18 protein-coding genes are annotated in these 15,456 nt (G+C 38.6%); 2 read left to right on the top strand and 16 right to left on the bottom strand.

The window, feature by feature from the left end; genetic code table 11:
• Positions 1 to 87: 87 nt before the first annotated feature.
• The 15 genes from KQI94_RS02210 to KQI94_RS16695 form a co-directional block, all read right to left on the bottom strand.
• Positions 88 to 1,212, bottom strand: coding sequence for an SH3 domain-containing protein (locus KQI94_RS02210; RefSeq protein WP_002390146.1), 1,125 nt, complete (start codon positions 1,210 to 1,212; stop codon positions 88 to 90).
• Positions 1,213 to 1,330: 118 nt separating this feature from the next.
• Positions 1,331 to 1,726 carry a phage holin family protein gene (locus KQI94_RS02215; protein ID WP_002357842.1) on the bottom strand — a complete coding sequence of 132 codons (396 nt, stop codon included), beginning with the start codon at positions 1,724 to 1,726 and terminating at the stop codon, positions 1,331 to 1,333.
• Positions 1,727 to 1,749: 23 nt separating this feature from the next.
• Complete coding sequence (locus KQI94_RS02220; RefSeq protein WP_002369522.1) at positions 1,750 to 3,519, bottom strand: hypothetical protein; 1,770 nt, start codon at positions 3,517 to 3,519, stop codon at positions 1,750 to 1,752.
• 32 nt (positions 3,520 to 3,551) lie between these two features.
• A complete protein-coding gene (locus KQI94_RS02225) occupies positions 3,552 to 5,009 on the bottom strand; it encodes a phage tail protein (RefSeq protein ID WP_048950948.1) in 1,458 nt (485 codons plus the stop codon).
• A gap of 12 nt (positions 5,010 to 5,021) precedes the next feature.
• Positions 5,022 to 5,948: a distal tail protein Dit gene (locus tag KQI94_RS02230; RefSeq protein WP_002365553.1), complete on the bottom strand. Its 927-nt coding sequence runs from the start codon at positions 5,946 to 5,948 to the stop codon at positions 5,022 to 5,024.
• Position 5,949: 1 nt separating this feature from the next.
• On the bottom strand, positions 5,950 to 8,883 hold the full coding sequence (locus KQI94_RS02235; RefSeq protein WP_002390144.1) for a hypothetical protein: 2,934 nt from the start codon (positions 8,881 to 8,883) through the stop codon (positions 5,950 to 5,952).
• A complete protein-coding gene (locus KQI94_RS02240) occupies positions 8,873 to 9,241 on the bottom strand; it encodes a hypothetical protein (RefSeq protein WP_002361692.1) in 369 nt (122 codons plus the stop codon). The genes KQI94_RS02235 and KQI94_RS02240 overlap by 11 nt, the downstream gene beginning before the upstream one ends.
• A gap of 17 nt (positions 9,242 to 9,258) precedes the next feature.
• On the bottom strand, positions 9,259 to 9,618 hold the full coding sequence (locus tag KQI94_RS02245) for a tail assembly chaperone (protein WP_002357848.1): 360 nt from the start codon (positions 9,616 to 9,618) through the stop codon (positions 9,259 to 9,261).
• 32 nt (positions 9,619 to 9,650) lie between these two features.
• On the bottom strand, positions 9,651 to 10,163 hold the full coding sequence (locus KQI94_RS02250; protein ID WP_002369526.1) for a phage major tail protein, TP901-1 family: 513 nt from the start codon (positions 10,161 to 10,163) through the stop codon (positions 9,651 to 9,653).
• A gap of 12 nt (positions 10,164 to 10,175) precedes the next feature.
• Entirely contained in the window at positions 10,176 to 10,592 is a 417-nt protein-coding gene (locus KQI94_RS02255; protein WP_002382237.1) for a hypothetical protein, read from the bottom strand.
• A 220-nt stretch (positions 10,593 to 10,812) separates the two neighbouring features.
• Entirely contained in the window at positions 10,813 to 11,220 is a 408-nt protein-coding gene (locus tag KQI94_RS02260; protein WP_002360491.1) for a RinA family phage transcriptional activator, read from the bottom strand.
• 19 nt (positions 11,221 to 11,239) lie between these two features.
• Positions 11,240 to 11,632, bottom strand: coding sequence for a hypothetical protein (locus KQI94_RS02265; protein WP_002363798.1), 393 nt, complete (start codon positions 11,630 to 11,632; stop codon positions 11,240 to 11,242).
• Between the two features lie 66 nt (positions 11,633 to 11,698).
• Entirely contained in the window at positions 11,699 to 12,541 is an 843-nt protein-coding gene (locus KQI94_RS02270; RefSeq protein WP_002369527.1) for an ATP-binding protein, read from the bottom strand.
• A gap of 18 nt (positions 12,542 to 12,559) precedes the next feature.
• On the bottom strand, positions 12,560 to 13,315 hold the full coding sequence (locus KQI94_RS02275) for a DnaD domain protein (RefSeq protein WP_002390143.1): 756 nt from the start codon (positions 13,313 to 13,315) through the stop codon (positions 12,560 to 12,562).
• 45 nt (positions 13,316 to 13,360) lie between these two features.
• Complete coding sequence (locus tag KQI94_RS16695) at positions 13,361 to 13,543, bottom strand: hypothetical protein (RefSeq protein ID WP_002369529.1); 183 nt, start codon at positions 13,541 to 13,543, stop codon at positions 13,361 to 13,363.
• A gap of 168 nt (positions 13,544 to 13,711) precedes the next feature.
• On the opposite strand from KQI94_RS16695, the gene KQI94_RS02280 reads away from it, so the two are divergent.
• Together KQI94_RS02280 and KQI94_RS02285 are read left to right on the top strand one after the other, a co-directional pair.
• The gene (locus KQI94_RS02280) at positions 13,712 to 14,194 is read left to right on the top strand and encodes a helix-turn-helix transcriptional regulator (protein WP_002357856.1); all 483 of its coding nucleotides are present in this window, start codon (positions 13,712 to 13,714) and stop codon (positions 14,192 to 14,194) included.
• Positions 14,195 to 14,228: 34 nt separating this feature from the next.
• A complete protein-coding gene (locus tag KQI94_RS02285; RefSeq protein ID WP_002382232.1) occupies positions 14,229 to 14,714 on the top strand; it encodes a toxin in 486 nt (161 codons plus the stop codon).
• Positions 14,715 to 15,086: 372 nt separating this feature from the next.
• Here the strand turns inward: KQI94_RS02285 and rbfA are convergent, their stop codons facing one another.
• Positions 15,087 to 15,437, bottom strand: a complete 351-nt coding sequence (gene rbfA, locus KQI94_RS02290; RefSeq protein ID WP_002360497.1) for a 30S ribosome-binding factor RbfA — start codon at positions 15,435 to 15,437, stop codon at positions 15,087 to 15,089.
• Positions 15,438 to 15,456: the final 19 nt, after the last annotated feature.

Raw genomic sequence — 15,456 nt, forward strand, 5'->3', positions numbered from 1 at the left:
CTCCATTGCTTATTCCCTTTGGCAAAATCTCTGCTAAATGCACAAAAAGCCACAAACTCTGCTTTTATCAGAGTTTGTGGCTTTTTTTTAGCTAGTAAATGATCCCCATGTATTCTGTGCGTTGCCATCGTTTGGTCCGATTGGCAAATAAATTCTCGCGCCTGTCGTATCTGTTCCACCAATAAAAACATACCCATCTGCAATATAAAACGCATCGTAATAAAAGCGAGTATTTTTGGGCCAGATACCATAAATTGGGGCTGACAGGCTAGGTTGTCCTGCTCTTAAAACAATGCCTTCGTCCACACCAATTAGAAATGATTTCTTCTTTTGCGGGCGCCAAAGTTCAGCAATGTCGCCGTCGTTCACATAACCTAACAAATGTCCGCTATTTTCAATACGGTAAAGGTTTTGTCGGTCCGGTAATTTCGCTGTAATTGTTCCTACCTGTGTCCAAAGTGCCTCTGCTGATAGATGTTCATTGATTAAAGCATCTGGTGTTGAATAGATTGAAGTGAAACGAATTGCTTGTCCTACTTGATATTTTGGCGCATTAGGTTTACCCGGCTGAATAATGACAGTCTCACCTGTTTCAGAAACGCCCGTTTGTAAATCTTGTGCCAACTGCGCTTTACTAATCCCCCAACGCGCTAAATAACCATAAGGATCTGTATGATCTCCCCACCAATTTTTTGTAATCCAATCATGAGTGACTATGCCATAACCTGTTCCATCGTCCAGCGAAAAATCAGCACCAATGTTCTGAGCTAAATCACGGGCCAAATTAACATAGGCAGCATAATCTTTTTTAAACGTCGCCGCATTATTCGTTCGAGCCAATTCGATTTGCGCATATGCTTTTTGGTTAGCTAAAGCACCTGCGCCATATTGAATTTGACCAGCAGGAGCTAATTGTTTCACTCGTCCACCAGATCCGACAAAATATGAGACATAAGCATTTGACCAATTTCGTTTCATATAGGCCACTTCATTGTCTAAACTGTGTGGTCCTAGGTTCCGCTCGTTTCCTGATTCATGTAAAACAATTAATTCATTGCTTGCAGAGCCTGGAAAATAAGTAAAGTTGATTGGATCCGCTTCGATGGTGTAAGCGCAAGCCGTCATCGGAATCGTTAAACTTAAGCCAATCACTAAAGCAAGTTGAATCATTAATTTTTTAAACATAGCATACTCCTTTCTAAAAAAAGCCATGAAAGGAAAGTCAAAATAACTTCCCTTTCATGGCTTAAACCTGCAGATAAATGGCGGGACAGAAGTAATTTCTTCGGCAATCAGCCGAAAGTTCTACGTTTGTCCCGACCACTTCTACTTAATCATCTTTATTTTTTAACTGAATAAATAACTCTTTTAACTTTTTCGGCATAGGAATAAAGGTCGCAATATTTTCAAAAAAAGAAAGTCCTTCGTTCGCAATGTAAAAAATCAGAACCATTTCCCGAATTGGCAAATTGTTCCCCACAACTTTTTCAACACGAACCGCTACAGCAACCACAAATAACATCGTCACTTTTTTCGCAATTCCGAGCATACCAATCCGACTGGACAATTCTTTTGTGGCGATTGCCTTAATCCAACCTGTGATGAAATCGACAATAATTAAAAAGAGGAAGACATCCAACAATTGATCTAATCCGCCTAATAAACGTACGACAATCCCACCGAAAATGCTTAAAAGCATTGTTATTGTGTTGAGATAACGTTCCATAAAAAGTCTCCTAAACTAGCTTGTTATTTTGTCGGAAACGGATCGTCCGTGTACCAACTTCCTTGTAGGTAAATATTTCCAGCACGGTTAGCACCAAAAAGAATTCCTTGATTTCCCATCTCATATAAACCAGCACAATTCGGTTGAGGGAATGTATATTGCATAGCAGTTAACGCCAAATTCCATATTCCCTTTGTAATCTTCGTCGATAATGTATATCCTGTTGGAACAGTAAACACTTTAACCAAATTATTATTCAATTTCGTTGGATCACTCAAATTACATCTTACAAATGCATCGACACGATTTCCCACCCTAATTAATACAAATTTCATATTATCCTTATTAAAGGCCGCCTGATATTTTGCCTCGACTTCACCGACTCCACTAGCTTCATAAATGGCCATTCTAGAGGATTCCAAAGGCAAACCATTGACGGTTGGCATAGTTACAAAATTCTTCACCCCAGCAATCTCTTGATCACCTGTTTGTGTCACAGCTTGACCTTTAATCGCTTCCGCAACGTTTTTCGGGTGCATATATTTACTCACTAAAGTTCCCGCGACTGCTTCGCTGTCTGATGCGAAGCCATAATTTTCTACATTGCCTAGCCCTACTTGTTCAGCGGTTACTTGGTGCGGATTATCCTGATTTTCCACATGGGTATTGAGTTGCTCTGCTTGAACAAAACCACTCTTCGCTAAAACCGCCTGGGCATCAACAGACAGACCAATATGAAGCCCCACGTAATCAACTTCTAAGCTAGCTGGCGTTACCCCATTCGATGAATCTGTATAGCTCATTAAATAAATGAACCCTTCATCTGTGATAAAATTCTGATCATTGATTTGAATTGAAAAATCGCCGAACTCTTTTGCTGATTCTTGGATTTGAGTTACCCAATTATCCGTAGTTGGTAAATACGTAGCGATTTTAATCGTTTGATTATTGGGCGCAACGGCTTTCACACGTTGATTAATCATAAAAAATTGAACGTTCTGGCGAATAAATGCCACCGCCTCGTCAGTTGTGAATGTTTCAAACATTTGTGGAATTAATTTTTTAGCGGCTTCAACGAGATTAAAGGCCGCTAATTGTTGCGGAATCACACCGCTTTGGGTGGAACCTGTTTTCACACCCTCATCATCACGGCTGGCCATTTTATTGTAGTCTGCTTGAGAAACTTCCTCCCAAACATCTGTTGGCTTCTTAAGAATTTTAGCCGTAAAATCAGTGGAATAGCTGTTTGCATTGGTGGCTGTATTGCCGGCCGTTTTACCGTTAAAGTCTAACTTCATTTTGACAGTAGTTGGTTTAGCCAATAAAGAAATGCCATCTGCTTTTGTCATACGGTCATTCAAATCAATTTGAAGACGATTCGCTAAGGTAGCTTGTTTGATACCTTGCGTATCTGTGCGTGCTTGGACAATTTCTGGATTACTATCACCCGCTTCTGCTACTAATTGATCGAAATCATTTCGCAAAGTATCAAATTCTTGTTTATTATTATTTGCCGTTGAAACTGCGTTTCCTGCAATCGTGATGGCTGTTTTTGCATTGTTCATCGCTTGGTTGGCTGTTTCATTTGCTTGATTGCCTGCATCAGTGGCAATTTGTACGGCTTCTTTGCCAGCTTCATCTGCGATGTTTTTCGCTTCAGAAATTCCATTCGTTAACTGGACTTGGTAAGCATCAACTTTCTCAGCTGATGCGTTCGACTGATCCAAGATTGCATTGATTTTAAGGCGACCTTGATTCAGGGTATCTAATTCTTCAATATGTTCTACTGACATTTCGTCACACTCCTCTAGTTTTCATTATTTTATTAAAACTGGCCACCCAATTGGGATTGAATATACACACGACAGATGACCGAAGCATCCAACCATAGTGGCTGATGAGAGAAAAATTGAAGCGTGTGATTGCCGCGTTCGATTTTTCCATCTGTTGTTTTTCGTAAATAACTCAAAATGTTTAGCCGTTGTTGTTGCAATGATAGTTGGGGTAATTTTTTGCCATCCACTACCAAATCAATATTCGTTACAGAATGCGAAGATCCTTTAGCAGTTGCCTTGAACGTTAATTCTGCGGTGTTTACATAAAGAATGTCCTCGTCAAAGTATAAATTCAGCTCCACTGGCTGTGTCTTGCTAAGTTCTCCTTGTATTGAACGATTTAAAAGTGTCGTCGCCCCTTGTGCGTAAGTTTCGCTAATCTCTTGTTTCCGACTGAAAGCTGTCATGGTACTATGAATTGTTTCTTGCAGATTTCCCAACTCTAGCTGAATGTCTTGGGGGGCACCAAAGACATCTTTTTTACTTTCTTTTTTGATACGAAGGTTGACACTCCCAAATTCATTCGTATTAATCATGATAACCGTACCCAACCGCAAACGATCGATTGCCAAAGGTTGATCTGTTAATTTAATTAAATCAGCTGCAGTCACTACCCAAGAAACTTGTGGTTTGGTCCATTCTTCTAACATTCGCAAAGCATTTTCCTTTAATGCCTTGGGATCAGAAAAACGCTGTTCTACCCAAATTGACTCCAATAAACCATAGCGGTCAATTGCGGCCTTGTTCTCTAAATACGGAACCCCTTGATTGACCGAGCGAATATTGACTTTGTTAACACCTTCGCCTGAACCTAATGGATAAATCCGATTGATTAGCATCTTGGGATTACGTTCTATTTCAAATCCTTGCATGTTGTAACCTTCTTGAATTCGCGCAACTGCTTCTGTTGGTGGTTTGACTAATGAAAGTTCAAAAGGATAGACCTCTGTATTCCATTGCCAAAGATATTCCTCTTCGAAATCGGCTGGGATGTTAAATAAAGGCTCGACTAGCCCGTTTTCATTCTCCCATTTATAGGTTAATTTCCTTGAAAAATCACATTTTTTTAGGACCCAATGCTTTGTTTTTTGTTTATTCAATAGAAATTGAATGGCCTCTTTCGTTGTTTTGTTTTTAATTTCGTGACAACCAAAAAGGACAGTATCACCTAAGGTACATAATGCTTCTGTGGCAGAGTAGTGAATTTGATTATTGTTCGCATCTTTCTTAATTGTGGTTGGCATCACGCGATATAAACCAATATATTCATTCTCATTGTCGGTCAGTTCCACCCATTGCATTTCTTCAATAAATTCATTTTTAGGATCATCTAGTGGCATGGTAAAATCTAAACTCCCAATTTTGTTCTCTATTTTTTCATAACTGACTTGATAGGCATTATCCAAGATTGCCGTATATGTTCTTTTCAAATCCAGCGCCATTAACATTTAATCACCCTCCTACACAAATCGGTTAGGATAGCGAATCGTCAAGCGGAAGTCGCTATCTTTGGCTTGAATATACAGCGGTTCATTGGGATATAGATAAAAATCGTTCATTGGTCGAATCATCGGTGCACCATTTTTTGTCAGATAAAAATTTTCAGTATCAATGATAATTTCCGAACGATCAAAGTCTCCTAAGTTAATTGTATCGTTCCGTGTTTTAATCCAAACACCACGTCCGGTTCCTGTTAAAATAATGGTCGGTTTGACTTTTAATCCTTCGACCGTAGGATAAATTTCAATTGGCCGAACTTCTTTGCCTAAATCCCCCATCGTGTAGGCCCGATTTTGAAAGGTAATCATGGTTGATCCCCAATAAGCCCCGCCTTCAATTAAAATTGGAAAATCAACTGCACCTGAGCCTGTATTCCCCATTAAGTAATTCGCTTGAAATGTAATGGTTGGCGAACCCCACATCACACTAGTCGCATCGCTCCGTGTGTATTTATACGGATCAGAAAGCAATAAAGTAAAGGTGCCTGTTACTTGGTTAACGCCTTCGGGTACATCACTCACTGAAGACTTACTGCCAAACCACAGCATTTCCGGTTCGTCGTTAAACCAAATAGAAACGTCTTTTTCCGTAAACAAAGCAACATTTAAATGATTAAATGCATCTCGAAACGCTTCATTATTCACAGCTGAAAGCCGATATTTGACTGTTAATTCTCGTTCTGGAATCCGCGCATAAACGTGACGTTTGCCATCACGAATCCCTAATTGATAGCTTTCAATTTCGCTTGGAACTAATTCTCGTCCTGAAACTGATAATGTTTGATAACCAGGGATGACTTTTTCTAAAAATTGGCCGTTAAAATTTAACGCTTCTGAAGGAAGAGGCGTTGAATGAGTTGCTTGATTGGTATCAACAAATTTATACATGTTATCCTCTCCTTCCTAAGCGGTTATTTTGTTTCACTTGTTGTCGTTGTAACTCCGTTGCTAAATAAGGCGCCGTAGTAGCTGCGACGACTTTTCCATCTAACGTTGACTCTACTGTCACAAATAATGGTCGATTGTATGCATCATTTTCTAAACGATGGTCAATCGTTGCCGTGAAGTTTCCTCGACCAGCTAAGTCCAAGGCAAAATCATTTAACAGCGGTAAGTCTAAAATAGAAGCCATTGCTCTACTAACGGCTGTTTCGCCTGCATAAATCCCCGTGGCAATCGTGCCGCCGAAATTCAATTTATGCAAATCAGATAAGGGACCTTCTTTTGCTGGTGAAAATGGTAAAAAGTTACGAATTTTACTGACGACCCCATCGATTGCTTCTTTGGCTTTTCCAATTGCGCCTGTAATTCCATCAGCAATCATGCCGACAATATTCGCACCGGCATCGGTGAATTTTGAAAACCAACCTTGGATTGCTTGCCAAGCACCTTCAATTACAGAACCAATGGCATTTTTTACCTGATCGGCTGCATTGGTAACCCCATTTTTGATATTTTCAACTAACTGTCCGCCCGAAGCTAACAGTTGACCAAAATAAGAACCAATCTTCATGATCATTTGTGAGATTAATGTTCCTGCTGCGGACAGCAAGGCACCCAATAGACTGAGTACACCATTAATTAAGGCTTGAATCAGTTGAATCCCAGCACTTAACAACTGTGGCAACGCATTGATTAACGCACCCATTAAAGCGGTAATGAGCGTAATTGCTGCAGTAACCAGTTGCGGTAAAATTGAAATAATCCCTTGGATCAAAGCCATTAGCAATTTGACGCCTGCGCTGATGATTTGTGGTAACGCACCAATTAAGGCATTTACCAATGTCAAAATCAAGGTAATAGCTGCCGCAACTAAGGTTGGTAAAATCGAAATAATTCCTTGAATTAACGCCATTAACAATTTGACACCTGCGCTGATAATCTGTGGTAAGGCACCTACCAACGCAGTCACTAACGCTAGAATAATCGTCAGCGCTGATTGAATTAACTGAGGTAAAATCGTCATAATCCCAGTGATTAATGCCATCAAAATTTGTAAACCTGCAGTCAAAATCAACGGTAACATCGTAACAAATGCATTGACTAAGGCCGTGATAATTGAAACACCTGCTGTAACTAGCATTGGTAACGCTGTGACAAAAGCTGTCACTAATGTAGTGATGATATTAATCGCTGCAGTTGTAATTGTTGGCAAGGCGGTGACAATCGCATTAACTAAAGTCATTAATAAGCTCAAACCAACTTCTATCAACATTGGTAAGACTGTTGTAATCCCCTGAATCAACGTAGTAATAATTTGTGTTGCCGCTTCAATTAAGACTGGCAAATTGGCAACGATCGCACCAACAATTAACGTAATTAAACTAGATAACGCGGTTACGATGCTTGGAATAGCTTCTGTTATTTTCCCGAGAATACTGGTTAAGACGGTTGTAAAAAGTTGTATAACTTTCGGTAGATTAGCTGCCAGCATTGTTGTAACCGATGTAATCGTGTTACCTAAATTATCAAAGACTTGGGTAATACCACCCGCACTCAAATCACCGGTTTTCATCCAGGCCGTCACGAATGAAACAATCAAGGAAATAATTAGACCAAACGGCCCGGAAATTCCTAATGCAGCCAGTGCAACCTTTGTCAGAACTTTTACCAAAAAACCAACCGCTAAACCAGCTTTGTCAAAGGTGCCACCAAATTGCCCTAATAAGTTACTACCTAATTGCAAACCGCTGGCAAAAACGCCTGTTAGCACACGACCAATTGTTGAAAAAATAGTCGCCATTTTCTCTAAGCCTACTGCAAAAAATTGTTTAAAAACTGCCATTACTTGCTGAAAGGCCGGCTGGATCTGTTGTAGCAGTCCTACCAATTTGCCAAACGCCGCTGAAACAGCTCCTTGAATGGCACTAGCTAAGCTATTGATACTATTTCTAAATGTTTCATTGGTTTTATAGAAATAAACAAACGCTGCTACCGCTGCTAAAACGGCTGCTACAATTAAAATTAATGGTCCTCCACTTAAGGCACTAAAACTAGCACTTAGTTTTGATAAGCCACCACCTAACTTCCCAATGTTTCCTTTTACAAGAACCAAACCATCACTAAACTGTTGAAATTTTTGCTGAGCCATCGTTACCATAATCAACATGGGCCCAATGGCGGCTAAAATGCCCATAATGGCAACAATAAAAACTTGGACGGGTTTTGGTAATTTGATAAATAAATTCACCAAAGCTGTAATGCCTTTGACGACTGTGATAACCACTTGAACCAAAATTTCCATTCCTGGAGCCATCACGCTTTGAATCACTTGTGCCGCCGCTTCAAATGATTGATTCATCTGAGTCAATGCCCCTTGCAACTCGCCTTGCAATGAATCAGAAATCCCTCCTGCACTGGCCATAATCAGTCCTTGCATTCCTTGAAATTCGCCACTGACCCCAGCACCGACGCCCATAGCTGTTTTTAAAACGTTCAGCATAGGTAAGGAAACGGCACTAGTCATGGCAGTCCCAAAGCTCAGCATATTATTTTGTGCATTAGTAAAGCCATCAGAGGTTTTTTTCCCCGCTTTTTTAGCTGCTTCACCGGCTTGTTCAGCAGAATCTGTTAACGCTGTGTTCATTTGATCTGCTGCCTTTGCTGTTTCGTCTCCTGTTTTTTTCACTGTTTCTCCAGATTGTTGCATAACGGTTTTAAATGTGTTCATGACCGTGGCTGACTGATTGACACCCGCACTAATTTTCCCTAAATATCCACTTAATAAGGCATACTCACCGCTCATACTTTTTAATGCTTGTTGGACGCCTGCAAGGCTTTTCTTTGCCTCCGATAACGGCGTTTTTTCTTTGTCATTCTCCATCTACTCTCCTCCCTTCTCGATAGCGGCGTAGACGCTCTGCCACAGTGGCAAGTTGCGTTTTTTTCCGCTCATTTAATTTCGTTCGTTGTGGCTGGTTAGCTGCCAGAACTTCAGCAACTCGTTTTTCATAATCATAAAAACTTTTAAAGCTTTCAAAAACGGGTTTTCCTTTTTTGTTTGTCGCTTGCGCTTTAACATTTAAGTAGGCAAGCTCGTGCCTTTTCCGCTCTTCATCTACTTCTGCTAAATTAAAAGCAATCATTCGTAATTCAAATTCAGACATGGTCATCCGATCCACTTCTTCAAATGAACGACAGCCTAAGTAGCGAAAAGCAGAAAGAGCGATGTCGTGATACACGTCATCGCTCGTTTTAATTAGTTGGTCGCTTGCGCTTCTGCTTTCTTCGCTTCTTTGCTGAACTGATCGATCATTGGTTTTGTAAGAGGTTGCTTTCCCATTTCTTTAAGCAAATCATCTGAAAGTTTTTTGACATCTTGGGTCATTAACCATGCTTCAATTTCCGACTTACCTATTTTTAATTGCCCACTTTGTAAAGCTTCCATGATGTCAACTAAGATTACTGGATTGTATTGGCGTAAATAAATCATTGCTGAACTGATGCCCATGCCGAATTTGGCAGCGCCATTTTCAATTTGGTAACGTTTATCTAATTCGCGAATCGCGCCAATCGTAAATTTCACTTCAATTGTTTTTCCGTTAATCTCTAAATTCATTTTTTATCCTCCTAAAATTCAACACTTTTTGATTATTCGCCAGGTTGTGGTGCTTTCTCTGGAACGGTATCTTGGAACGCATATTGTGCTTCTGCAATAATATCTGCTTCTACTGTTGCAAAACCATCTTGTGGTTTGCCATTAATAGAGGCTTCTGTTTCGATTTCTACTAATTCTTCTACATTGGCTGGTAAACTCCATGAATTTACATAACCTTGGGCATAAATTGCTGGATATTTACCTTCCGCATTTTTTTCACCTTTTAAATCAACATCCCAAAATTCCATTAAGATGCCATCTTCAACTGCGTCTTTCATGTATAAATTTTCATCATCTCGAGAGGCTAAACCGCTTAACGATAACGTAACTTCTAAACCAGAAACAGCATTCGCAACGCCATCTTTTGTTTGCGTACCGCTCGATTCACGTGAGAATTCCCATTCATGTTCAATTTGAAATAAGGGTTTCATTGCTTTCTTTGTCGCTGCTTCATCCAAGCGACGAACTAATAAAATACGGTCTTTTCCTTGCATAACTTCTCCCATTGATAATTCCTCCTAGTAAAATTGCATGTGTAATGGTAGTACAGCATGCCAAATTGTTTTTTTCATTTGTTTGGTATCTTTTACCATTTGTGCTTTGACTTCTTGATGTTTGATACCCCAATTAAAATGAGCCGTTCGTTTTAAGTTACTGGTTGCCTGCCGTAAAATCGTTCCTTTAATTGTAGAAATTTGTTGTCGTTCAGATAACGCACCATAAACATGCATTATTAATTCAATTTCTCCCAAAATAGCTGATTTAGTTGGCTTAGGTAATTCTTTACTATCACCTAAATAAACAAATGGCTGATCTGGTAAATCTGTCGGCAGTTCCTCTAGCAACAAAAATCCTGACGTCTGGCAGATTGCAACAAGGGCTTCATATAACTCTTGTTCCGCTTCATTCATTTTTAGCGCCACCTTTCCATTCAAAAAATTCAGGATTGGTTAACAAATTGGCTCTCTTCTAGTCAAAATGAAGGATTTTGAAAGTAGCCGGCATTTTCTGCTCCTTCATAGCTGACACAAGAAAGCAGTCAAAATTATAGAATTCCGTGTCTTCATTTTTTGGTTGCCTCACGTTTATCTATCTCTTTCGACACTATTAATTTACCATGTTGACACCTGAAAAAATTCCACGCTTTTTCCATGTTTACATCCCTAGTTCATCCGCCACCGCTTCAAAGAAATGATTTCTTAATTTATAGGCTTGGCTTTTACTAATAAATAATTGCTGGGCAAGTCCAATTAATGTTAAAGAGGGCCGTTTTTTCATATATAGTTCTTCAATAATCACGCGCGTTTGTTCATCCGCTTCAGCTAAACAATTTTTGATAATGTCTCGATTTCTCTCTAAGTTCCACAGACGACGATCCATAGCTATCGTAATCGCCATTCGTTCGGTCACTACAGAGTGAAGTCCTTGTCCTCTAATACCAGCATTTAAATCTGCTTCTTGATAAGGGTGCCGTAATTCTTCTTCCCGTTGCCGGATATACTCATCTGTTTTATAAAAGTCTGCTAAAATATCTTTGATATAATTAAATGTTGACGTACGCATTGGTTAATCTCCTTTACTTTTATTCATTTAAAAGTGTTAATCGATAAATAAAATAACACTCTTTCGACATGTCTAAGCCGTGACGAATCGCTTCATCTGAATAACCGAGCCAAATTAAATAGAGATACTCGCTTTTTGTAAACGATGCGGCCTTGATGGATTGGATGGGTCTTGATTGATCCATCGACCAATTACCGATTGCTTGTCCTAATTCTTGAATTTCCTGCATAATAAGTTTATTTTTTTGACTTGCCCAATCGGGATATTGATTCATTAGTTGTAAGAGTCGTTTTCTTTTTTGTGCTTTTTCGCTTTGTTGCTTTGAAATATCTTTAAATACAACGCTTTTCATTTCAAATAAATCTTTTTTACATTTTGTTAAATTACTCATGTTTACGGCCTTCTCTTTCACCAATTAGATAACCTAACATCAGTGTCATTGTCCAAAAGATAAACCCAATAATAATTGTTAACATATTTATTTCACACTCCTCATTCGTTTGTCTGTTGTGTCTTTATATTGGAAAACATAGCCACTGGCGTGCTTCATTAGACGAGAAATAATGCGTGTTCCATAGGCCTCCACCAGTTGTTTTCCAGAAAAATTAGTAGTAAAAATAGTTGCTTTATTCTGTCTAGCTTCTAAAATTCGATTTAAGATGTCATTATTAAAATCCGTACTAACTTTATTTTTAATTCCTAATTCAGCACCTAAATCATCTAAGACCAAAACATCTGCTTTTTTCATTCTAGTAATATACGCTTGAGCCTTTGCTTGGCTTTTGGCCGATTCATTCATGGACATTTTTAGTTTTTCTAATAACTCAGAGTAGCTGACAAATAAACAATACTTTTGATATGCAGAGCGTTCTAAGACTTCAACTAAAATACTGATAGCCAAATGACTTTTACCGACACCAGGTTTCCCTGAAAAAATAACGTGAATTGGCTTTTCTTCAACAATCGCTGAAACTGCTGCTAAGGCCCGTTCTTTTGCTTGTCTTGTTTCTAATTCAGTGGTTTGGTAATTGGTTAAACGACATTGCCGTAGCGCATCATCAGCAATTAAGGACCCTTGATGAAAAAATTTTTGTGTACGTGCCATAAAACTCTCTTGAGAACGTTGTTGATTGGCTTCTTGTTCATGTTTTTTTAGCATTTTATACCCACACGACCAACAAGTTGGGGCACAACGTTCTGTGCCATCTTTATTTTTTTGTTGCCAAACATATTGTTCACTGCCACATTCAGGACAACGGTCTTCAACTTTTTCTAACAATTGACTCAATAGTATTTGAAAAGTTTGATCTGTCGCATGCATACTGATTTCCTCCTTTCTTTAAAAACCTAACTCTTGATATTCTTCTGTAATTTGCGGCGTATGCTCCAACACTTGTTTTTTATCATTTACCAAAACTTCATGTACGGATAAATAATTTTGTTGCTCCCAACTTTTCAAAATAGCATTTACATAGCCATAATTCCGTTTATTTCGATCGATGGCAATTCCTAAAGCATGCAAGATTAATTGGCATGCTTCCTCTTGGCTAGCCCCTTTTTGCATAAAATCTTGCAACCAATACTTAAAATCTTGGCTTGTTTTTGAGGCCAGTGTACCAAAGCCGTTTTCCTCATAAAAATGATAAATCATCTTTAAACAATCGTTTTCTGAACTACTACCTTGACTCTGACCTAACTTAGACTGGACTATGCTTTCCTGTGGTAACCGTTGGTAGTCAGCTGGTTGACCACTGACAGACGATTCTGCTTTAAACGTATAAGCTTTGCTATTTTTTTCAACAATCTGATTTTTCTCTTCTTGATACAAGGTTGGTTTGTAACGATCACTGCGAATATAATTATGAATTTTCCAATGTTTGATAACGATCACACCGCTTTCAAATACTAGAATAAATTTTTTAACCATTAGCAATTTTAGATCGTCTTCCCCACAACCGACCATTCGCTGCAATTTTTTGGGATTATTGATAAATCCATCATCATCGGCACGCATCGCTAAATGAAAATACAGGGCCTGACTTGATAAGGGCATATCTAAAAACGCATCACTATCAATAATCGTTTTTGCAAACATGCGTCGCTCTGCCAATCCGCTTCTCTCCTTTTGACTAAATTATTGTTACTCTGTTAGTAATTCCATGAGGCCAATCATACCAATCACGATGGCCCCAATTTTTATTGAGACACTGCTTATTAATAAAATAATTGCTAAAAGTAACATATCCGACAACGTTTTTTTATAATTCCGACTCATTTCTTCACCCTTTCTACCAAAATACGGTTTTCCGAACAAAGTGTTCAAAAAAATAGTTCAGTTAACCGAACATTTGAATGGCTCTATCTTAGCATCAAATATTTTCACTGTCAACTCATAAGTTCGGTTTTATGAACCGCTAATTTTAATTGCGATTGTTACTTGCCTTCTCTAAACAGGTATAGTATACTTTGAGGCAATAGGAGGTTCGGAAATATGAACATTTTTGCTATCCGTTTAAAAGAAGCTTTAACAGCCAAGAACATCAAACCTAGTGAATTAGCGAAAAAAACTGGCATCGGTAAATCTTCGATCAGCGATTGGCTAGCTGGTCGTTACGAAGCAAAACAAGACAAAGTTTATCGCATTGCAGATGCATTAGACATTAATGAGGCCTGGTTGATGGGGCAAGAAGTTCCCATGGAAAAAAATGCCTCAACTATCGACCGCATTTATAAAAAATTAGAACCCCAACGACAAGCCATCGTTTATCAATTTGCCGAACAACAATTACACGAACAACAAACGCAAGCAGAAATTCTCTCATTCCCTCGCCGTGACGAAATGACACTGGCTGCCCACGCTGGGGATCCAGAAAAGATATTTTCAAAAGAAGAAATCGAGAAAATTCACGATTACTTGGATGAAATTGATGCCAAATATCAACAATCGATTTCTTCTGACAAAAAAGAGGATTAACTTCCCATCTACTCTTTTTATTAAGTAATGGCAGGTGAATGGTAAAGTGAATGATTATGAAAAACTCGTCAGTTCCATTCAAAAGGATGTGACGGTTTTAGAAATTGATTTATACAATCAAACAGGTTGTTATGGGTTGTATCGAAATGGCAAAATTTATATTGAAAAAACATTGAGTACCCGTCAAAAGAAGAACATTTTAGCCGAGGAATACGGGCATTATCAAACATCCGTTGGCACTATTTTAAATCAAAATTGTACAGAAAATCGGAAGCAAGAGTTGAAAGCCCGCAATGTGGCCTTAGAGCAATTAGTTACATTAGACGATTTAATTCGTTGCTCTGAAGCTGGCTTAAGCAACCATTATTCTTGTGCTGAATTTTTGGAAATCGATGTTGAGACATTAAAAAATGTGATTACGTACTATCGACAAAAGTATGGCGCCACTTATCTTTATAAAGGACGGATTTTTGAATTTAGGGATTATTCTGTGATGGTATTAAATACTGGGTTAACTTAAAAAGCATGGAACAAAATCAATAAGGATTTTGTTCCATGCTTAAAAGTATTCTGGAAAATTCAAGAGCGATTTTTGTACCAATGGTTAATATGTCCGACGCCAATCATAAGATTTGGGACAAGTATGAGGACGAATATAAATGACGGCCAAAATCCGATGAACTGAATAATACGTTCCCGCATACTATGTAGTACAAAGAAGAAAAGAAAAAAGTACAGGGAACTCTTGCCTGAACCCATTTCTTTTAAATAACGATCTCCATTTTTATAGAAAGCAACAATTCTTTTCATCTTTGCACCTCCATGACTATTTTATCAAGAAATCATGAAAAGAAAAAGCACACCATTCGTCTGGTGTGCTTTTTCTTTTTAATTATTCACCTTGATTCAACTTACGAATCAACTCATCAATGTGATTTCCGTATTGGACAGATTCGTCTCTTTCAAAAATCAACTCTGGTGTTTTATACAAGGTTAACCGTTGTCCTAATTCTTTACGAATCAGTCCTTTGGCTTTGTCTAATCCTTGTTGAGCTTTTTGTTGTTCGGAAGCTAAATCAGATAACAAGCTGTAATAAATCGTTGCTTGTTGTAAATCACCGGTCACACGAACATCTGTAATAGTGATGCCTTGGACGCGTGGATCTCTGATGCGTTTGTTCAAGATATCATTCACTTCACGCATGATTTCTTGACCTACACGACGGTCACGATAATTTGCCATAGTGTCTTCCTCCAATTAC

It is taken from the genome of Enterococcus sp. S183_ASV_20 (assembly GCF_018919685.1).
Classification (GTDB): Bacteria; Bacillota; Bacilli; order Lactobacillales; family Enterococcaceae; genus Enterococcus; species Enterococcus faecalis.